Source organism: Paenibacillus anseongensis (assembly GCF_009757995.1).
GTDB classification, from domain to species: Bacteria; Bacillota; Bacilli; order Paenibacillales; family NBRC-103111; genus Paenibacillus_E; species Paenibacillus_E chondroitinus.
This window is the reverse complement of record NZ_WSEM01000008.1, coordinates 202113-224039: the sequence shown is the minus strand read 5'-3', so window position 1 is coordinate 224039 and position 21927 is coordinate 202113. Positions and strand designations below refer to the sequence as shown.

General features: G+C 47.8%; 14 protein-coding genes. All 14 read left to right on the top strand.

The window, feature by feature from the left end:
• The 14 genes from GON05_RS08760 to GON05_RS08695 all read left to right on the top strand — a co-directional run bounded on the left by GON05_RS08760 (nt 1) and on the right by GON05_RS08695 (nt 21815).
• The gene (locus GON05_RS08760; protein WP_157318806.1) at nt 1-1536 is read left to right on the top strand and encodes an extracellular solute-binding protein; all 1536 of its coding nucleotides are present in this window, start codon (nt 1-3) and stop codon (nt 1534-1536) included.
• A 128-nt stretch (nt 1537-1664) separates the two neighbouring features.
• Nucleotides 1665-3983, top strand: coding sequence for a helix-turn-helix domain-containing protein (locus GON05_RS08755; RefSeq protein ID WP_157318805.1), 2319 nt, complete (start codon nt 1665-1667; stop codon nt 3981-3983).
• A gap of 33 nt (nt 3984-4016) precedes the next feature.
• Entirely contained in the window at nt 4017-5102 is a 1086-nt protein-coding gene (locus tag GON05_RS08750) for a mandelate racemase/muconate lactonizing enzyme family protein (RefSeq protein ID WP_157318804.1), read from the top strand.
• Between the two features lie 20 nt (nt 5103-5122).
• Nucleotides 5123-6076, top strand: coding sequence for an ABC transporter permease (locus GON05_RS08745; protein WP_157318803.1), 954 nt, complete (start codon nt 5123-5125; stop codon nt 6074-6076).
• Nucleotides 6077-6088: 12 nt separating this feature from the next.
• Nucleotides 6089-6964, top strand: coding sequence for a carbohydrate ABC transporter permease (locus tag GON05_RS08740; RefSeq protein ID WP_127454788.1), 876 nt, complete (start codon nt 6089-6091; stop codon nt 6962-6964).
• Between the two features lie 164 nt (nt 6965-7128).
• Nucleotides 7129-7875 carry an IclR family transcriptional regulator gene (locus tag GON05_RS08735; protein ID WP_157318802.1) on the top strand — a complete coding sequence of 249 codons (747 nt, stop codon included), beginning with the start codon at nt 7129-7131 and terminating at the stop codon, nt 7873-7875.
• Between the two features lie 156 nt (nt 7876-8031).
• Entirely contained in the window at nt 8032-8799 is a 768-nt protein-coding gene (locus GON05_RS08730; protein WP_157318801.1) for a fumarylacetoacetate hydrolase family protein, read from the top strand.
• 26 nt (nt 8800-8825) lie between these two features.
• A complete protein-coding gene (locus tag GON05_RS08725; protein ID WP_157318800.1) occupies nt 8826-11009 on the top strand; it encodes a malate synthase G in 2184 nt (727 codons plus the stop codon).
• 80 nt (nt 11010-11089) lie between these two features.
• Nucleotides 11090-12514, top strand: coding sequence for an NAD-dependent malic enzyme (locus GON05_RS08720; protein WP_397369562.1), 1425 nt, complete (start codon nt 11090-11092; stop codon nt 12512-12514).
• Between the two features lie 306 nt (nt 12515-12820).
• Nucleotides 12821-15079, top strand: coding sequence for a hypothetical protein (locus GON05_RS08715; protein ID WP_157318798.1), 2259 nt, complete (start codon nt 12821-12823; stop codon nt 15077-15079).
• Between the two features lie 165 nt (nt 15080-15244).
• Nucleotides 15245-17389, top strand: coding sequence for a beta-galactosidase trimerization domain-containing protein (locus GON05_RS08710; protein ID WP_181646229.1), 2145 nt, complete (start codon nt 15245-15247; stop codon nt 17387-17389).
• A gap of 16 nt (nt 17390-17405) precedes the next feature.
• Nucleotides 17406-18596 carry an iron-containing alcohol dehydrogenase gene (locus GON05_RS08705; RefSeq protein WP_181646273.1) on the top strand — a complete coding sequence of 397 codons (1191 nt, stop codon included), beginning with the start codon at nt 17406-17408 and terminating at the stop codon, nt 18594-18596.
• Nucleotides 18593-20044: a CoA-acylating methylmalonate-semialdehyde dehydrogenase gene (locus GON05_RS08700; RefSeq protein WP_157318793.1), complete on the top strand. Its 1452-nt coding sequence runs from the start codon at nt 18593-18595 to the stop codon at nt 20042-20044. Before GON05_RS08705 ends, GON05_RS08700 begins: the two co-directional genes overlap by 4 nt.
• 208 nt (nt 20045-20252) lie before the next feature.
• Entirely contained in the window at nt 20253-21815 is a 1563-nt protein-coding gene (locus GON05_RS08695) for a type 2 periplasmic-binding domain-containing protein (RefSeq protein ID WP_157318791.1), read from the top strand.
• Nucleotides 21816-21927 lie beyond the last annotated feature (112 nt).

Sequence of the window (21927 nt, the reverse complement as noted above, 5' to 3'; positions counted from 1 at the left end):
ATGAAAATATTGACAACAAAAAGGGTCAGCTTGACTATGCTCGCTCCGCTTTTATTAGGGATGTTGGCAGGCTGTGGAGAGAGTAAAGAGACGCCCAAGGCTACTTCGGCTGCAAAGCCTGATCTGAAGGTTCAGTTTATGGTACCGTCATTCGCGGACATTCCAGATATGAACAATGAATATTGGACGAAGTTTCAAAAAGATAATAAAGTTCAGCTGAACATAGATTGGATTCCTTCAGGTGACTACGATACAAAATTTGACCTGGTCTTGGCATCCGGCAACATTCCAGAAGTTATTGTTGCGAACAGTATTACGCGTCCAACACTGCAAAATGCAGTGAAGCAAGGAGCGTTTTGGGATTTGACGCCTCTCTTGGGTGACTTCAGCAAGTATCCGAATTTGAAGAAAAATGGATACAAGGACGTGTGGAACTATGTCCGTACGGATGGCAAAATATTCGGTGTTCCACGAAATCGTCCCCATATTGACCTCAGTCTCAAAATGAGAAAGGACTGGCTGGATAAATTCAACTTACCTGTGCCGACTACATTGGATGAGTACGCAGTTGCCCTTAAGACCATTGTAGATGGCGACCCCGATGGGAACGGTAAGAAAGACACGGTTGGTTTGATCGGCCAAGGCAACACAGGCAATTTCTTTGCCGACAGCGATGGAAGCTTCTTGGCTGCATTTGGAGGCCTCGATCCGATTTATGGGAAAGACGGAGGTATGATTAACAAGTATTTGACACCGAATTACACGGATATGGTTTCCTATTTCCACAAGTTGTATACCGACGGCGTTCTGGCCAAGGACTTCTCTGTCATTAAACAAACCCAGGCGGAAGAGATGTTTACCACAGGACGGGCCGTTTCTTATGGCAGAAATACATGGCGCGATTTCAACTTTGAACAAACGATCAAGAAAGTGCAACCTGACGCGAATGTCATTTCTTTGCCACCGATGAAAGGTCCAGGAGGCTCCAGTGTTCAGCTGTCGGTTCCATTCTCGGGAGCGTTTTATATTTCGAAACAAGTGCCGGAGGAGAAAGCAAGACAAATCCTGGACTTTTTCGAGAGAACAACGACGCCGGAACAAACGGACTATAACTACTACGGAATCGAAGGCGTCGATTATACGATGGTAAATGGCCAGCAGCAGCTCACCGAACTTGGTGTAAAACAAGTAACCGCTAACGGCACAGGAGCTATTTTCCCACTAGCTTATAATAATAAAATGAAAGTTATTAATCCTGCCGCTCCCAAAGCGTATAACGATGCCAAGGAAAAATCAGTGGCTGTTTATGCAGAAGTAGGGAAAATTGATCCGTTTTCTATCATTAATTCGAATACGTGGACGTCAATTTGGCCGAAGTTCCAATCGGAATGGCAGTCGATGGTCGTCAAAGCGATCGTAGGGCAGATTTCAATGGATGAGTACAAGGCTTATATTGAAAAGCTGAATGCGAATCCGGATTTCCAAACGGCCTATAAGGAATTCGCAGCAGATTATAAGGAGAAGTTCCCCAAATAACCAGCCACAGGTGAGTTTCTTTCCGCTTGCTTTTTGCGGCTCCGCTCCCTATGCTTAACACACAAACCATCTGTGTGAATGAGTGAGTGGTATGACAATGGGGCTTCTTAAGAAGACGGGGAGGACTTATGGCTAACTGGAGCAGCATGTTTCTGAATAAACTAGGCAAAAAGAGGCGAACGAACACGAGAACGTATTTCTTCAAGCTCATTTGGCTTGGCTGTATTTCCGTATGTATTCCGGTGATATTGGCTAGCGTAGCGTATTATCAATTCTCTACACATCGGATGCAGAAATACATACAGGCGGAAAGCGACTCGTCCTTGACGATCATGAAGGACCGCGCCGAAACGGTTTTACAGGAAATTGAGCAGGACTCGCTCCAGTTAGCCAATGATCCTTTTATTCAGCAAGAGTTTACGAACCCTCAGGATGAAAGCGGTCTTTTGAAGCTTGATATACTGAAAAAAATTGCTTTGGTTAAAAATTTCAATAGCTTCATTAGCGAAATTTATTTGTATAACAGCACAAACAATGAGGTCATTTCCAATGAATACGGCTCCATTGAGAAAGAATATTACAAATATAAACAAAATATTGACGAATTGCTCGCAATTAAACGTCCTACGCAATGGACACAGCTGAAAGGCAAGGAAGGATATATCACCTTTTACAGACAGCTGCCACTCATTGGTACGGAAGGACCCAAAGGTGTCCTCGGTTTTGAGATTGAAGCTGCCAAGCTGAGCACATTCATGGAAACAGATGCGGTCATGTTGACCGGCGATCAAGGTTTAATGATCGTGAAGCTGAACGACCCTTTCGGGATCGAGCGAAACCCCCAAGTAAACCAAGCCGAAGAAACGGCCAGATTACAAGGGATTGCGATGATCAAGGCATCGGATCAGAACTCGGGCATATTTGTCGCAGAGGGTATTGATGGGAAACCGGCACAATATCACTACGTGAAAAATGTATTTTCCAGAACTTACGTATCTGTTACGCCTGAACAGGTCATTACTGACCAATTAAGCTGGATTCGTGAAATGACGGTGCTTATTGTTCTAGTATTTGTAGGTGTCGGCATTCTTCTGACGTATATTACCTCCAAGAGGGCTTATACGCCAATCGGGCAACTGATTAATCACAGCCGTTCTCTGCGTGGTCATGGTGTCGAGCCGAAGGAAGACGAGCTGGATATCATTAAAGAGTCTTTGGATTATCTAAGTAATGAGACGGAGAAATTGGAAAGTTATGTGCAAAATATGGAGCCGTCCTTGCGCGAGAAGTTTCTCTTCAAGCTGCTGAGCGGTGACTATACGGCAAATCAAACGCTGCTTCAGGATTGCTTAGCGTATGGCATTGGTGTTGGATTTACAAGTGTCGTGCTGGTTGTCGATGCCGACCATATTTATAAAGAGAAACGTTTTTTGCCGGAAGAGAAAGGAATTGTCGCCTTTTCCTTGGCCAATGTCATGCAGGAGCTGCTGAATCAGCATAGTCTTGAAGGCTATGTGATTCCTTATCAAGGCAGAGGCGTGGCCATCCTGCAATTCAAGCCCGAGATGGAGCAGCAAACCATGAAGGAGCTGACCTCGAACTATGCCTATGCGATGATCGAGGCGTTTCATAAGTATTTGTCTTTTGAAGTTAATGTGTGTATCGGACGGTTCTATCCTTACATTGCAGACGTTCCGGTTTCCTATAAGGAAGCGATTCATGCTCTGCAATACCGGATATTTCGGGACGCAGAACCGTTATTATTTATTGATGATTTCGAGCATGGCAAAACGCAGTCACTGCTTCGGTACCCGGTAGAGCTGCAAGAAGCGATTCTTCATGCCCTTGAGCAAGAGGATTTACCTACAGCGATTCAGCATTTTGAGAAATTCACGGAAATCCTGCGCCATTCACAATCCTATGTATTTATTTATCAAAGCTATCATATCTTCCTATCGGCTTTTATCGTGTCTGTGGAGAAGCAGGGTGCGAATGTCGTCGACATTATGGAGCATAATTTTTTCGGGCAGTTAAGAAACAAGCAGACGTCGAAGGAAATGACCGATTGGTTCGAGGAGTCGTTATTTCCGGTGTATCTGTGGTTGACGAAAAATGATCGGGAAGCATCCGGTGAATCCGCGATCCAGTGGGTGTGTCAGTATATTCATAACAATTACGGGAATGATTTGTCCTTGGTGCATTGCGCCGAGCGAGTAGGTGTAAGCCCTTCCTATCTGAGCCGATTGTTTAAGAAGAAGGTAGGAAAGAACTTTTTGGAGTATGTGGTGGAAACGAAGATTGGTCAAGCTGAGCGCCTGTTAAAAGATACAGATCAAAGCATCAGCGAAGTAGCCACCGCAATCGGATACTCCGAGCGCAACTTTATCCGTATTTTCCAACGACATGTACGGATGACACCGGGGCAATTCCGCTCCCAGTTCAGGTAGGAAGAGATTCGATGAAAAGGGGAGAACGATAGGATGAAAATTAAGCGTATCGAGACTTTTACAACCCGCCAGCTTTCCGTTGTCCGTGTCACTTCGGAAGATGGGCTGCAAGGTTATGGGCAAATCGCGCCTTACCATGCTAATATTTCTGCGCTGGTGCTGCATCAGCAAGTAGCTCCGCACGCACTTGGTGCAGATGCGAATGAAATCGAAGGCTTGGCTGAAAAGGTTGTTAGGGAAGAGCATAAGTTTCCCGGTTCCTATATTTGCCGAGCAGTCGGAGGATTGGATACGGCTTTATGGGATTTGAAAGGGAAACGCATGGGCAAAAGTGTTAGTGAATTGCTTGGAGGAAAACCCGGCAAAGTTAAAATTTACGGCTCCAGCATGAAGCGCAACATTTCGCCGCAGGAAGAAGCTAACCGGATCTTGCGCCTCAAGGAAACGCAGGGGATCGAGGCTTTCAAAATCAGGATTGCCAACAACTTTGCGAGTGATGTGGATGTCTATCCGGGCCGTTCGGAAGAGGTTGTCGGGGCTGTAAGAGCTGCCATCGGTGACCAAACGCAGCTGTATGTCGATGCGAACAGTGGATTTACACCGGCTAAGGCGATTGAAACAGGCAAGATGCTTGACGAATACGGGGTATGTCACTTTGAAGAACCTTGCCCTTACATGGAGCTGGAGTGGACGAAGCAAGTAGCCGACGCGCTGGATATTCCGGTAACCGGCGGGGAACAGGATACGGATTTGGCACAGTTCAAACGGATGATTCAGATGCGTGCCGTCGATATCGTCCAACCGGATATTTGCTATGTAGGAGGCTTGAGCCGCGCACTGGAAGTCGCTCGAATGGCCGAAGCAGCGGGAATGACCTGTACACCGCATGCTGCGAATTTATCGATGTTGACCGTTTTTACGCTGCATATGGTCTCAGCTATTCCGAACGCAGGGAAATACATGGAATATACGATTGAAGAGGATGCTTGGACGAATGGACTTTTTGCAGAGTCGTTGAAAGTTTCGGACGGTGCGGTGCAGGTTCCGCAAGGACCAGGCTGGGGCATCACGGTAAGGCCGGAATGGCTGGAAAAAGCCGAGTATCAAGTGAGCGAATAAACGGGCGAGGTGCTTCAAACATGCAAACACAGGTACAAACAACTGTAAAAAGTACGCGCGTTCAGGAACGTTCACGGTTATGGGCGGCCATGGTGCAGAGTAAATGGATGTACGCCCTGGCTGCGCCGGGCATCCTGTACTTTTTAATATTTAAATTCGCGCCCTTATGGGGACTCTTGATTGCCTTCAAGGAATACAACCCTTTTAAAGGCCTCTGGGGGAGTGAATGGATCGGTTTTACCAATTTCACTGAGTTATTTCATAGTGAAGTGTTCTATCTCATGCTGAGAAATACGTTTGCGATTAATATTTTCGGCATCATATTCATGTTCCCGCTGCCGATTGTGCTTGCTTTGATGCTCAATGAAATTCGGCATGAAACGTTCAAACGCATCAATCAGTCAATTGTTTATTTACCGCATTTTTTGTCATGGGTTGTTGTTGCTAGTATGACGTTTTTTATGCTCTCCACAGATGTAGGGCTAATCAATAAACTGATTTCGAATATGGGCTTCGACACGGTATCTTTTCTGTCCAATCCGAATTTTTTCTGGGGGCTGCTCACCGCTCAAAGCATGTGGAAGGAAGTGGGCTGGGGGACGATTATTTTCTTGGCTGCAATGGCAGGCGTTGACCCCCAACAATATGAAGCAGCCGTCATAGACGGGGCGTCAAGAATGAAGCAGATCTGGCATGTGACGCTGCCGGCCATTCGCCCGACAATCATTATCTTGCTGATTTTAAGATTAGGGCATATGGCAGATGTCGGTTTTGAACAAATCTTATTGATGAACAATCCGCTGGTCACCTCGGTTTCCCAGGTGTTCGACACGTATGCGTATACGATCGGTATCCTCGGAGGGAAAATCAGCGTCGGTGTGACGGTGGGGATGTTCAAAGGTGTTGTGGGCTTAATCCTTGTTATGCTGTCCAACTACGTCGTGAAGAAGCTAGGGCAAGAGGGGATTTATTAAGGAGGAGAACCCATGAGTTTCGTAAAAACGAAGAAAATGACGATTTTCGATTATGTTAACTATTCGCTGCTTGCAATCATTTCTATAGCGTGCGTATTTCCATTTATTTATGTATTCAGCGTTTCCTTCACCGATCCGGAGGTCTACGTGCCATTGCAATTTTATTTATTCCCGGAAAAATGGTCGTTGTCTGCGTACAAATATATTTTATCAACGAATAGCTTCGTCAATGCCCTGAAAAGCACCGTATTCGTTACAGGAATAGGGACTGTGCTAAGCATCCTCCTCTCGTTTACATTTGCGTATGTCTTAACCAAGAAACATGTACCCGGCAGGAAATGGATGCTCGGCGGCGTTATTTTTACATTGGTGTTCAACGCAGGGATTTTGCCTAACTATTTATTAATGAAGGATATGAACCTGTTAAACTCGCACTGGTCATTAATTTTGTCGGGTCTTACGAATGCGTGGAGCTTGATTGTGATAAAAGGATTTCTGGATTCCTTGCCTCCGGAGTTGGAAGATGCTGCCCGGATTGATGGTTGCTCGGATATCGGCGTCTTCTGGCGCATAGTCATTCCTTTATCCATGCCGGCGATTGCTGCTTTCGTCCTGTTCTTTGCGGTTTCGTATTGGAACACGTACTTCAATGCCCTGGTTTATTTGAGTGATGCCAAGAAGTGGACCTTGCAGGTGCTGGTCAAGTCGTTGGTTATCGATTCCGATGCCAGTGGCGCAGGGTCTGTCGGCAGTGACGACAGAGTATTGCCGCAGGAAACGATTCGTATGGCCTCGATTGTGTTGGCCATGGTGCCGATTTTAATCATCTATCCCTTTTTGCAAAAGCATTTTGCCAAGGGAGTTATGCTAGGCTCCGTCAAAGGTTAACTAATTTAAGATGTGCCCATTCATTCTTCGGCTCACAAGCAGCGGGGGGAGGAATGGGCACTTTCTGTTATTCTACATTGACTAGCCATTGCACGCATGGTAGCATCTAGGGATAATACGATCAATATATCGAACGATGTTTATCATATAAAGGACGTGACAAAATGGAGCAAAAGTATTCCGTTCCTGCGCTGGATCGGGCACATGCGGTGCTTACCTTACTGACGGAGGAGCCATACAAATGGAAGCTGTCTGATTTGTCCAAGCACTTGGGGATCAGCAAGAGTACGCTGTATTCTCTACTTCAGACCATGGAGCGGCTGCAGTGGATTAACCGAGATCGAAATGAGACGTACGCTCTTGGAAGCGCGGTTGGCGATCTGGGCAGTGCTTATTTCCGCCAGTACGACCTGATTGAAGAATTCAGGCGAATGGCTGAGCCGGTTATGCGAAAGATGCAAGAATCCGTGCAGCTGGCTCGGTTGGATGGCAGCGAAGTGCTCTACCTGACAAAAGTGGAAGCACCGACACCGGTTCAGATGGTTTCCGGGCCGGGCGTTCGTATCCCGGCTCATGCGACCGGCCTTGGCAAATCGCTCATGATCGATATGGATGCCGAGCAAGTCAGCCGGGTATTCCCTCAGGAATCGCTCCACAAGATAACCGTTCATACCATTGGTTCCCGAGAAGCATTTTTGCAAGAATTAGAAATCGTGCGCCAGAGAGGTTATTCCTTGGATATACAGGAAGGCGTCATGGGGTTCTGTTGTGTGGCTGCACCGATTCGCCGTCTGGGTACTGTAGTTGCAGCGGTCAGTTGTTCCATGCCCATCCATCATTGGGAAGGGAAGAAGGACGAAAGCATCCATGAAATTTGCTCTTTGGCAAAACGATTGTCAACGAATATATGAGGATAGGGGTCCCGGGTCACTTAGGTGAATCGGGATTTTTTGTGTTTTATATCGGCAAAATCCCATTGACACAAACGGAAAACTGTGGGAAGATCAGTTTACAAACAAAATATAGAACGTTGTTCATAATAATGAACAAGAGAGGCGGCTTTTCGTATGAAACTAGCTCGTTTTATCGTTTCTGGAGAATCAGAGATACGCAGTGGAATCATAGAAGAATCTAACATTCATGAATTTACAGGTGATATGTTCACCTCCCGTATTCTTACCGGGAAGACATTCTCATTGGACAATGTTCAACTGAAAGCTCCTCTTACACCAAGACACATCATCGGTATCGGTAGAAATTTTGTTGGCGAGGGGGCGCCAAAACCAGAGGTGCCGGAAATGCCGATTCTGTTCTTCAAGCCATTGACTACTGTAGTCGGACCCGGAGACGCCGTGGTTCTGCCACTTGGAACGGACGATATCAAATTCGAATCGGAGCTTGCCGTCATTATCGGGAAAGAAGCGAGAAACATAGACCCGAGCAACATCCACGAAGTGATTTTCGGTTACACGGTGGCCAACGATTTGGGGGCCTTCAATTATTTCCATCCGGAAGGTCATTGGACGATTGGCAAATCCTTTGATACATTTTGCCCGCTGGGTCCTGTGATTGTCACGGACTTCGATTACCACTCGGCCCGCATTCAATCCACCGTGAACGGAATCGTTAAGCAGGATGCTCTCATGGAACGCATTATTACTCCAATTGATAGTATGATCGCGTACATCAGCCGGTTCATGACCCTCAGGCCAGGAGATATCATTCTGACTGGAACACCTGCCGGTGCGGATCAAGTCCGGGATGGCGATATCGTGGATTGTTACATTGAAGGAATTGGTCACTTGCAAAATCCTGTTGTTGCTCAAAAATCATAACTAACACTTACAAAGGGGACATCCAAATGAGCGAATATGTAAACGTAGGAAGTCTACAAGTTGCTGAAGTACTTTATCAGTTTATCAATTCAGAGGTACTCCCTGGCAGCGGGTTGAAAAGTGAAAAGTTCTGGGCAGATTTTAATACGTTGATTCACGACCTTGCCCCTCAGAATAAAGCCTTATTAGTCAAACGGGATGAGCTGCAGACGCTTATTCATGAATGGCACATTGCAAATAAAGAAAATTTTAACGCGGAAAATTATCAAGCCTTTTTACAAGAAATTGGTTATTTGGAACCGCAAGATGAGGATTTTCAAATTACGACACAAGGGGTAGACGAGGAAATTGCCTATCAAGCGGGCCCTCAGTTAGTTGTTCCCGTCAACAATGCCAGATATGCCTTAAATGCAGCGAACGCCCGTTGGGGAAGTCTCTACGATGCTTTATACGGAACGGATGTTATCGATGAAGATGATGGTGCCGAGCGTACTGCTGCGTACAACGCCGTTCGTGGAGATAAAGTTATTGCGTATGCCAAAGGTTTTCTGGATCAAGCATCACCTTTGTCCAACTTCTCGCATCATGATGCTGTTCGGTACGCGATCGTGAATGGAGAATTGTCCGTCTCCCTGGCTAATGGGGAAACGACGGGTTTGAAGGACGCATCTCAGCTTGTCGGCTATCAAGGACTGGCAGACGATCCTTCTGCTATTTTGCTGAAAAATAATGGGATACATGTTGAAATCCAAATCGACCGCCAACATCTTATTGGCCAGAATGATCTGGCAGGCGTGAAAGACATCCTGATGGAAGCAGCGCTAACGACGATCATGGATTGCGAAGACTCTGTAGCTGCAGTCGATGCTGAGGATAAAGTATTGGTGTACAGGAACTGGTTGGGACTAATGAAAGGAAATCTCTCGGCTTCCGTACCGAAGGGAAATAAATTCATTACAAGAACTTTGAATCCTGACCGCCTCTATACATCTCTTGCAGGTGAGGAATTTAGTTTGCCTGGTCGTTCGCTTTTATTTGTCCGGAATGTAGGGCATCTGATGACAATTGATGCCGTATTAGATCAGAACGGGCAGGAAGTTCCCGAAGGTATTTTGGATGCGGTTATAACCAGCCTTATTGCCAAACACGATCTTTTAAGAAATAGTGCGTATCAAAATTCGCTTAAAGGCTCCGTATATATTGTAAAACCAAAAATGCACGGCTCCGAGGAAGTAGCTTTTGCTAATCTTTTGTTTAACCGGACGGAAGATATGCTCGAGTTGGAGCGCAATACGATCAAAATCGGTGTGATGGACGAGGAACGCCGTACTTCCGTAAACTTGAAGGCTTGCATTCGCCAAGTGAAGGATCGCATTGTTTTTATTAACACAGGGTTCCTAGATCGTACAGGCGACGAGATGCATACCTCAATGGAAGCAGGACCTATGGTTCGCAAAAATAATATGAAGTCTTCCCGTTGGCTGCAAGGCTATGAGAAATCAAACGTTACCATAGGGTTAGCGTGCGGCTTGCAAGGTCGTGCTCAGATTGGTAAAGGAATGTGGGCTATGCCTGACCTGATGAAGGATATGATGCATCAAAAGATTGCTCATCTACAGGCGGGTTGCAATACGGCATGGGTGCCGTCACCTACAGCAGCGACGTTACATGCGCTTCATTATCATCAAATGGATGTAAAGGAAGTCCAGAACCAATTAAAAGCAAGCGGGAAAGATTATCTGAATGAGATATTATTTATTCCTGTGGAAGCAAAACCGCAATGGACTCCTGAAGAAATTCAACAGGAACTGGACAATAATGCTCAAGGTATTCTAGGTTATGTTGTCCGTTGGGTAGAGCAAGGCATTGGCTGCTCCAAAGTTCCGGATATCAATAACGTAGGACTGATGGAAGACCGCGCCACCTTGCGTATTTCCAGCCAACACTTGGCTAACTGGCTTCATCACGGCATTTGTACAGAGGAGCAAATTCTTAAGACCATGCAGCGTTTAGCCAAGGTGGTCGATGAGCAAAATGCCGGAGATCCTGCTTACCGTCCAATGGCCGATAATTTAGATAACTCGGTAGCATTTCAAGCTGCGTGTGAGCTGGTATTCAAAGGGTATGAACAACCAAGCGGTTACACAGAACCGATTTTGCATCGCAGACGCAGGGAATTCAAGGCAATGGTGCCGGCTTCAAATAGATAAAGACGTTATTGGCCAGGAAAAGAAGAATTTCCTTATTACAGAGGGGGAGAAGTATAGTGAAATCTTCATCTAACAGCCTCATCTTGCGTATTGAATTGGATCAGAAGGTGACCACTTTCGGTGAAGTGGCGAATGCGGTAAGTCGTGCCGGTGGAGATATCGTCGCCATTGACGTGATTCGTTCCGATAAGCAATCGACCACGAGGGATATTACCGTCAATCTGGGTGAACAAGCCGAGAAATTGATAGCGGATAAAATCAGAATGCTACCGGGTGTTATTCTGCATCATATCTCGGATCCTACGTTCCTAGTGCACCTAGGGGGCAAAATTGAAATCCAGCCCAAAATACCGGTGAAAAATCGGGATGATTTATCAAAGGTTTATACACCTGGTGTAGCCAAAGTCTGCATGGCGATTCATGAAAATCCGGAAAAAGCCTTTACGTTGACGATTAAACGCAATACTGTTGCTGTGATCTCCGATGGTACAGCTGTGCTAGGTTTAGGGGATATCGGTCCTGAAGCAGCGATGCCGGTGATGGAAGGAAAGGCGATGTTGTTTAAGCAATTGGCAGGTGTGGACGCTGTCCCCATCTGCTTAAATACCAAAGATACGGAAGATATTATTCGAACCATTAAGAATATGGCGCCGGCCTTTGGTGGAATTAATTTGGAAGATATCAGTTCTCCGCGCTGCTTTGAGATTGAAACCCGCCTGAAGGAAGAGTTGGACATTCCAGTGTTTCACGATGACCAACACGGGACAGCGGTGGTTGTTTTAGCCGGACTAATCAATAGCCTAAGGTTAACCAAAAAGAAAATCGAGGATATCCGAATTGTTGTTGTGGGGATTGGTGCTGCGGGGGTTTCTATCGTTAAAATGCTGTTGGGAGCTGGGGCGAAAACCATCCTTGCTGTGGATCGTCAGGGTATTTTGACACGTGACCACACCTACGAGAATCCATTGTGGGACTGGGTGGCGCGTAACACCAATCAGGAGAATACAAAAGGCAGTTTATCTGATGCAATGAATGGCGCCGATGTTTTCATTGGTGTTTCGGGACCGAATGTGTTGAAGCTGGAAGAGGTTCATCGCATGTCTAGCGATCCAGTCATTTTCGCCATGGCGAATCCAACCCCTGAGATCGATCCGGAAGCGGCTGCTCCTTTTGTCAGAGTGATCGCCACGGGCCGTAGCGACTTTCCGAACCAAATCAATAACGTACTATGTTTTCCAGGTATATTCCGAGGGGCGCTTGATTGCAGAGCGAGCCAGATTAATGAAGAAATGAAACTGGCTGCATCGAAGGCCATTGCTTACACGGTCACAGATGATGAGTTAAATGAACAGTATATTATTCCTTCTATTTTTAATGAGAAGGTCGTACAAGAAATTCGGGATCAAGTGGTGCAGGCTGCCATTCAAACAGGAGTTGCACGTCGAATACCGCCAGAGTTTAGAGGCTCGAAATTTGCAGAACGCAAGTTAACGCCGATTAGTTAAGATAAGGTCGACCGGAATTTATCCGGTTGGCCTTTTTGCTGCTATCGCTTGAGCGGTTTCTCCTGGCAAGGGAGGGGAACTACAGGTCGCTATTTCTGCGAAATAGGCTCTTTTTCGCGCGGAGAGGAACTGTGGGCCGCTATTTGTCCGTTTTCTTAATGAAAACGGGTATAGGCGGTCAAATAAGGCCCTGCAGTTACGCTTGAACGAGGAACGGGCTGAATTTGCTAGAATAGCGGCCGGTAGTTCCTCTAGTTTGAGATTAACCTGCTCCAAGTGTGTCTCAGTAATGGTTACGGACAAAAAATGATCAGGAAGACAATTATTGTCCCTGATTACGCAGGAAGGGGACATCAAGAACTGACGGTTCTATGCCTCGAAATCACTTGTTACAATCAAGCTGGAAGCAACGATAACGATAATGCCTTAATGAGGGGAAGGAGTGAGCTGAAAGTGACTACGACCGTTGTGTATCACAAGGATTCATCCATGATCCGTTTTGCAGCTTCTAAGCTGCTAGACACCATTGCAAGAATTGAGGGGCCGGTTAAACCTTTGGATTTAGCAGCTAACGTTATATCTACGAGCGTAAATATCATCTCCGATAGGGAGGAAGCCGCCAGTCAACATGGCGTAACCATAGATCACTCTGTCGCTCCAGAGGGTTTCGAACTCCGTAAGCGGGAAGGGCATGGCTCCTTAACCTGGTACATTTTGGCCGGTGATGAAGCGGGGGCTATGTACGGAACGCTGGAACTGGAAGAGCGACTCCGGAATTATGGATCACTGATGGCCATCCCGGAGTGCATCATAAATGCTCGCTTTCCATTCCGTGCCGTCAAATTCAATCTTCCTTGGTCAAGCTACCGAAAGAATGCATGTTTTGAGCTTCAAAAGGACACGGTACGTGATCTTGCCTTCTGGCAAAAGTTTCTCGATATGATGGCTGAGAACCGCTATAACGTTCTGACGTTGTGGAATCTGCATCCGTTTCCCTACATGATTCGTCCTGTGCATTTTCCGAAAGCATGCCCTTTCAATGAGGAAGAACTAGCGGAGTGGAAGCAGTACTGGACCGCTTTATTCCGGATGGCCAAAGAACGCGGAATCGAGACGTATATGGTCAATTGGAACATTTTCGTATCGGAAGCCTATCGGGAGCATTACGATCCACAAGCGATAAGCGACGAAACCTTTTATCATTATGGAGATTCTTACTCCACGGACATGATCAAACAATATACCCGGGAATGTGTCACTCAGCTGATTGAAGAGTATCCGGATCTTACTGGACTCGGCATTTCACTAGGGGAAAGAATGAACGATATGACGCCGCAAAGTCGACAGGATTGGGTCAATGACGTTTATTTTGAGGGGATGAAGCAAGCCAGCAGGCCTATAAAATTCATTCATCGCGCACCGTTTTCCGTAGATCCTTCCATTACGCGAAATGCGATAGAAAGTAATGGCTTCATGCCTGAACCAGTATGGGTCGAAGTTAAATTTAATTGGTCGCATGCCTACTCCTCCTCGAAGCTGCTGCTGACGCATGGAGGCTCGAATGGGATGGAGGGGTATTGGAAACCGTCGCCAACGAATTATAAAATCACCTGGATGGTCCGCAATGAGGACTTCTTCACGCTTCGCTGGGCGCAGCCGGATTTCATCCGGGAGCATATTGCAGAGAACGGGCAGGACTACGTTGGGGGCTACTACATCGGGTCGGAATGCATGATTCCCGGCATTGATTACTCCCATTTAAAGGATAGCGATCATATGGACTGGACCTATCTGTTTGAAAAAAACTGGCTTTATTACATGCTATGGGGAAGGCTGCTGTATGAACCGGATACACCCGACCGTGTATTTGAGAAAGCGATTGAACAACGTCATCGTGCACCGATTGGCGTGCCATTATTGAAAGCGTATGCAGCTGTTTGTAAAATGCCAATGGCCCTCGCGTCCATGTACTCGTTCACATGGGATTTCACCTTGTATGCCGAAGGCTTCATGTCCACGGACGAAGCGGAATACGATGGAGGCGCATCGTTTATTTCGTTGCAGGATCTTCTGGAGCGGAAAACATTCAATCCGGAATATCTATCGGTATCCGAATATGTGGACCAACGCTTAGAAGGACAAACAACGGACAGGATTTCACCCCTTAAGCTGGCAGAGACGCTGGAGTCGGATGCCAATCACGGGCTCGAATGGTTGGCAGCTATTAAAGCCGATACCCCTGTACTCTGTTGTGAAAAGGCCGACATTGAAGCATGGGCTCATCTGAATTATTATTTTGCAGATAAACTGAGGGCAGCCGTTTCGTATGAGTTGTATAGAAGAACGGGAGATGAAGCCGAACGTCTTCATGCGATTCAGCTTCTGGAGGCGCCGCACGCAGCCGGACATTGGGAGCGGCTGATCGCAGTAACCAAGGCGCACTACGTAGAACATCCCTTGATGCACCTTGGAAAAACACCTTTCTCATGGGAGCTGTATCGTCCGCAGGTACTTGAAGATATTGCCTTTGTACACGCCGGTAATCAGATGTCAGCCAGTAGATGACTTCTACTTGCTTAACAACGGAAGGACAGATTATGCCTTCTTGGACAAATATTGCGCTGAGCAAGAGAAGAGGCATCGTAACAAAATGTGTCTATAGGATGCGGCATTAACCGTATCTATAATCAGATTGGGCAGAGTTCACACTACGCATATTGGGGGATGAATATGGCAAAATCGGATTGGTTGAGCAAGCGAAGCAGAGGCGTACATCTGACAATCAGGGATATCGATTGTCTTGATTTTGACACGGAGCGTTTTGCGAAAGATTTGAACGAACTCGGTGTAAATGTGCTGTCGTTTTTTTGCGCAGGGTATGTGACGGTGCATCCTACCAACTTGTCGATCAGAAAAAGCCCTTTTTTGGGTGATCGGGATCTGACAGGGGATATTGTGAAAGCGGTTCAATCTTATGATATCCGCGCAGTGGCGGCAATGGACCTGAGTCTGATTCCGGGCAATGCTGCGTTGGAACATCCGGATTGGTGCTCCTGTGACCATGAAGGCAAGCCGTTTAAAGCAAATCAGGATTTGGGCGATTTTTATATCGCATGTCCGCTAAGCGGATACCAAAATGAATATTTAGCGGAAATTTTACGCGAAATCGTGATGCGCTACGACGTCGACGGCATCAAATTCGGCGGAGGAAGCTACGGCTTTTCCTCTTATGGGAACGGCATTTGTCACTGTGCCCGCTGCAGAGAAGCATTCGGAGCTTATGCCGGCAGCCAAATTCCGGTGAAAGAGGATTGGAACGATCCTGTCTGGGGAACTTTCCAACGGTGGCGGCAGCAGCGTGTCGTGGAGCGCTCCAAATTTTTGTATGACCTAGTGAAATCGCTTGATCCGAATATGCCGGTGATGTGCAACAGCGTGTGCTTTGGGGAAACGGGATGGACGACCAAAGGCGCGTTAGATATTGAAGGAATGGCGGCCTATATCGACGCGGTTCAAGTGGAAGCGCAAACCCGGATTCGTGTGGAAGGGGAGTCAAGCCATTGGGACTTTCTGCTGTGGCCTGCGGAGGAAGCGAACTTCCTGGACAATGTCAGCGATCATCAGCCTTGGGTGCTGGCCTCCTATTTCCAAGCGTGGCCGTGGCGTAGAAATGCTGTGCCACCAGCTGAGCAAAAGGTGTATATGGCCCAGATTTACGCCAACGGGGGCAATGCCATCTTGAATTTATCCGGAGGGCCGATTCAGGGGCATCAGGATCAGAGAGGTTTTCCGGCTGTGAAATCGCTATATCACTTTGTAGCTGACAATCAAGCATATTATAACGATGACCGATCCGGTGCAAACGTAGCCATCGTATATTCTCAGGATACTCTTTTTTACTATGGAAAAGAGAAGCCAAAGCTTAACTATGTCGACGCGATCAGAGGAATTGAATTGGCGTTGTCGGATCATCACATTCCGTTTGATATCATCTCGGATGCCGTCGTGAAGAAGGGGAATCTCGGCAAATACCGGACGATCATTCTGCCTTCCACTGCCTGCATGTCGGAAGAGACAGCTGCTGCACTCAAGCAATATGCGAAGAACGGCGGCAGTGTCATCGCAACGTTTGAAACTTCCTTGTTTGATACGGATGGCAGCAAGCGCTCAGACTTTTTACTGGCAAATTTATTAGGTGCCTCCTATATAAGCACGAATTCCGTGATGGGAGAGGAGAATGGTGTATATAAGCAAAGCTACTTGAATGTACAAAATTCCTCGCATCCTTTGCTGGATCAGCTTGGGGATACATCGGTCATACCGGCTTCAAACGCTTATTGCCGGGTCGCCGCAGACCAAGATTCCGACGTGCCGTTGACGTTGTCCGCGCCATTCCGCGTTTTCCCCGAGGGGCAGTCGTACACGCTGGAGCCGGATACCGGAATGCCAATGCTGATTGCCAGCGAGCATGTTGGCGGCGGCCGAACCGTCTATTTTCCGGGACAACAGGATACCGCGTTTGCGCGATACGGTTATCCGGATTGGGCGCTTTTGCTCGTGAATGCAGTGTTATGGACGACAAGGGAACGGTTGCCGTTGCAGGTGGAGGGTCCGGACACGCTGCTGGCTACACTAAGAGTTCAAGAAAAACGGCGTCTGGTTCATCTTGTGAACGTAAATGGCGGACGGAGAATGTTTAGACAACTCATTCCGGCACGTGACGTGACGATTCGTTTGCCGTTAGGTGATGGTTTCGAGCCACATCGAGCTTTCCGGTTGTCCGACCATAGCCAGTTAACGATGACCAGAGAAGGAAATGCTGTTTCTGTCGTCGTGTCCAGTATCTTGGATTATGATGTCGTTGTTTTCGAATGAGGGGGTGCCAAGCATGATTCATGAGATTTTGATGCCGGTGAGAATCAGCATAGGACTAGGTGCTTTCTCGGAAGTGGCTTCTTATGCATCGAGTCTGGGAAGCAAAGCTCTAATCGTTAGCGATCCCGTTATGGCTCAAATCGGCCACGTCCAGACATGCAGGAACTATTTGGAACAAGCAGGCTTCTCCTGTGCGATCTATAGTGGTGTTGAGACGGAGCCAACCGACCGGCATGTGGATGAAGCGCTTGCCATCTGCCGGGAGGAACAGTGCGATGTGATTGTCGCTTTGGGAGGAGGCAGCTGCATCGATGCCGCCAAGGCGACTGCTGCCATGATGACGAACACAGGATATATCGGAGACTATGTCGGCGGTATGAAAAAGTTCGCGAATCGGCCATTGCCGTTAATTGCCATACCAACGACGGCGGGGACAGGCTCTGAGGTCACGAAAGTGACGGTCATCATTGATACCCGAAGGGATGTCAAAATGATGATCGCCCAGCCGGAGCTGGTGCCGCAGGTTGCGATCATAGATGCGCTGCTGTGCATGTCGTGCCCTCCGTCCGTCATCGCATCGTCGGGGATCGACGCATTGTGCCACGCCATCGAGGCGTACTGGTCCCGGAAGGCCAATCCGCTAAGTGACGGTTGGGCTCTGCAAGCCATTGCCTTATTGATCAAACATTTGCCTGTCTGTTACGCGAAAAAGGGGGATGCGGAAGACTTCGCTCAAATCGCACTTGGCTCTATGTTAGCGGGTGCCGCATTCTCCAACGCTTCGGTGACCTTGATTCACGGGATGTCCCGACCGCTGGGAGCGCTATTCCACGTTCCTCACGGAATATCCAACGCGATGCTGCTGCCTGCCGTCCTTGAATTTACATCGGGCTATGCGCATGAGCGTCTAGCTGAGATCGGGCGCGTGATGCGACCCGACCTCGTTAATAGCGGAAGAGACAGGCTGTCAACCGCCGTCATGGAGGAGGTTCGGACATTATGCAGCCTCATGAAAATTCCGAACTTACGTGAGTGGGGAATCGAGCGCGAGGCGTTTGACAAGGCGATTCCACAGATGGCGGCTGACGCGATAGCCAGCGGAAGTCCCGGCCATCATCCGAGAGCTGTAACCGCAGGTGAAATTGAAGCTCTATATCGAATTTGCTACGATTACGAATTAAAGAAAGAAGAAGGAGCGGCGCGATGACAACGATTCCGGTTTTACAAAATTATGTCGGGGGCAGGTGGGTTCCGTCCGATAGTCCGTCGTATGAGATCGTGCCGAACCCGGCGACAGGAGAACCTATTGCGCGAGTCCCTCTGTCTACGCGCAGTGACTTACATGCGGCAGTAGAAGCAGCACGCAGCAGCTTCACTGCCTGGAAAGAGACCCCGGTGCCGAAGCGTGCGCGCATTCTTTTTAAATACCAGCAGCTCTTGGTAGACCACTGGGAGGAGCTTGCCCGGCTTATTACGCAGGAGAACGGCAAAAGCTACACGGAAGCCTATGGCGAAGTGCAGCGCGGGATCGAATGCGTCGAGTTTGCGGCGGGTTCACCAACGCTGATGATGGGTTCCCAGTTGCCCGACATTGCAACGGGTATCGAATCGGGCATGTACCGGTATCCGCTTGGTGTCGTTGCGGGCATCTCGCCCTTTAACTTTCCGATGATGGTGCCATGCTGGATGTTTCCGTTGGCGATTGCTTGCGGGAACACGTTTATTCTGAAGCCATCGGAACGAACTCCGCTGTTAGCGAACCGTTTGGCAGAGTTGTTCACGGAAGCGGGGCTTCCGGATGGCGTGCTCAACATTGTCCACGGCTCGAAGGAGATCGTGAACGGGATGATTGAAGATCCAGACATCCAAGCTATCTCGTTTGTAGGTTCCCAACCTGTTGCGGAGTATGTGTACAAATCCTCCGCGGCTCATGGCAAGAGAGTTCAAGCGCTGGCAGGAGCCAAAAATCATAGCATTGTCCTGCCTGATGCCGATCTGGAACTTACGGTCAGCAATATCTTGGGTGCAGCGTTCGGCTCGGCCGGCGAACGGTGTATGGCTTGTTCGGTCGTCGTAGCCGTAGGAGACATCGCTGACACACTGGTTAATAAATTGCAGGAAACAGCAAGTCGGATGAAGATCGGCAATGGGCTTGAACCCGATGTCTTCCTCGGTCCCGTTATCCGGTCGTCCCATAAAGACAGGACGATCGACTATATTGAAGCGGGTATTCGCGAAGGAGCTTCAATGGTCGTGGACGGACGAGATGTGGCGGCGGCACAGGGGAGCGGATTTTTTGTCGGCCCGACGATTTTTGACGGGGTGCAAACCGATATGAAAATTTGGCAGGATGAAATTTTTGCACCGGTCTTAAGCATTGTTCGCGCAAGCAGCTTGAAGGAAGCGATTGAGATCGCCAACCGTTCGGAATTTGCCAATGGCGCGTGTCTGTATACAGACAGTGCAAAAGCGATCAGGCAATTTCGCGAGCAGATCGATGCGGGCATGCTGGGCATTAATGTCGGAGTGCCTGCGCCGATGGCCTTCTTTCCATTCTCGGGTTTCAAGAAATCCTTCTATGGGGATTTGCATGCCAATGGCAGAGACGGGGTTGAATTCTACACCCGTAAGAAGATGGTAACTTCGCGCTATTAAGAGGCTTGCAACCCGTGCTACAATGGGGAGCAGACAGTTTATTGCTGCCCGGACAAAATTTGCGGTTGGCTCCAAATGGCCGCAAGAACAAGAAGTGTCACTAACGTGCTTCCGGATGAGAAGCTAGAATAAAGAATGTAAGCGTTACCGAAATACAGCGTGCTTGCGAATGGTCACGCGATTCGAAATAACTTGAGGAGGGGTTCCGATGTCGAAGTTTTATCGAAAGTGTTTCAGTATGATAATGGCTAGCATGCTTTCCGTTGGCATTTTGGCAGGATGTGGGGAGAACAGTGCACCGGCGGGAGGTGCAGACAATGCGGCGAAACAGGGGGATTCGAACAAGGCTACACCAGCATCAGCGGAGCCATTGAAACTTCAATTCCTCGTTCCTTCTTATGCGGATGTGCCGAACATGAATGATGAGTATTGGACGGAATGGCAGAAGAAAACCAATACCCAATTAAATGTGGAATGGGTTCCATCTGGCGACTATGATACGAAATTCGACCTGGTGCTGGCATCAGGGAATTTACCTGAAATCATTGTATCCACCAATATGACCCGACCTACATTGCTTCAGGCCATCAATCAAGGAGCTTTCTGGGATTTGACGCCATTCCTCGGCGATTTCAGCAAATACCCGAACATGAAAAATAATAGTGGCCCGAACGTGTGGAACTATATGAAATTAGATGGAAAGGTATACGGCATTCCTCGCAACCGTCCACAAATCGATTTGGGCATTAAAATGCGCAAAGATTGGCTGGATAAGCTGAACCTGCCTATTCCTACAACGCTTGATGAGTATGCGGCAGATCTGAAGAAGATTGTGGACAGCGACGTAGACGGCAACGGTAAAAAGGATACGATTGGCATCATCGGTCACGGCTTCCTACTGGCTGACGGTGATGATACGTATTCGGGAGCTTTCGGCGCGCTTGACCCGGTTTATGATAAAGACGGCGGCTTGATCAAAAATCAATTGACGCCTAATTATACCGCAATGGTCGAATGGCTTCGCAAACTGTATGCAGACGGCATTCTGGCGAAAGAATTCTCTTCGATGAAGAAAACACAAGCGGAAGAAATGTACGCAACTGGGCGCGCCGCCTCCTATGTACGAAATATCTGGCGCGATTATACGTGGGAGCAGATGAACCAGAAGACACAGCCTGATGCGAAAGTCATTACCCTCCCGCCACTTAAAGGACCAGGCGGTGTGACAGTCAGTTTGGCAAGCCCGACATTCGGCGCATTCTATATTTCCAAAAAGGTGCCGGAAGCCAAAGTGAAGCAAATTCTAGATTATTTTGAGAAAACCACGACGGCTGAATACACGGATTTCAACTATTATGGTATTGAAGGTGTTCACCATAAGGTCGTAGATGGCCAACCACAGCTGACGGATCTTGGAGTCAAACAGGTTACCACCAATGCGAATCAGGTATTTTCACTGGCGTTCAACAACAAGATGAAAGTGCTCAATCCATCAGCGCCGAAAGCTTACAACGATGCCAAAATGAAAGAAGTCGAAGTCTATGGGCAAGTTGGCAAGCTAAATCCGTTTTCGATCATCAATTCTACTACGTGGACAAACGTGTGGCCAAAGTATGAGAAGGAATGGCAGGCTATGGCGACGAAAGCGATTGTTGGCCAGATTACAATGGAAGAGTACAAGGGTTATGTAGATAAACTGAATGAAAATCAGGATTTAAAGAAAGCGTACAAGGAATTTGCGGAAAGCTACAAGCAGTATTTCGGCAAATAAGAATAAGCTGGAGGAGATCGCAGGCTAAGGCCTTAGACTCCTCTTTGCTATATGAAAGGGCTTAAATGAATACCTGCTGCCAAAGGGTTCGTCTTAGGACAAAGCGAAGTAT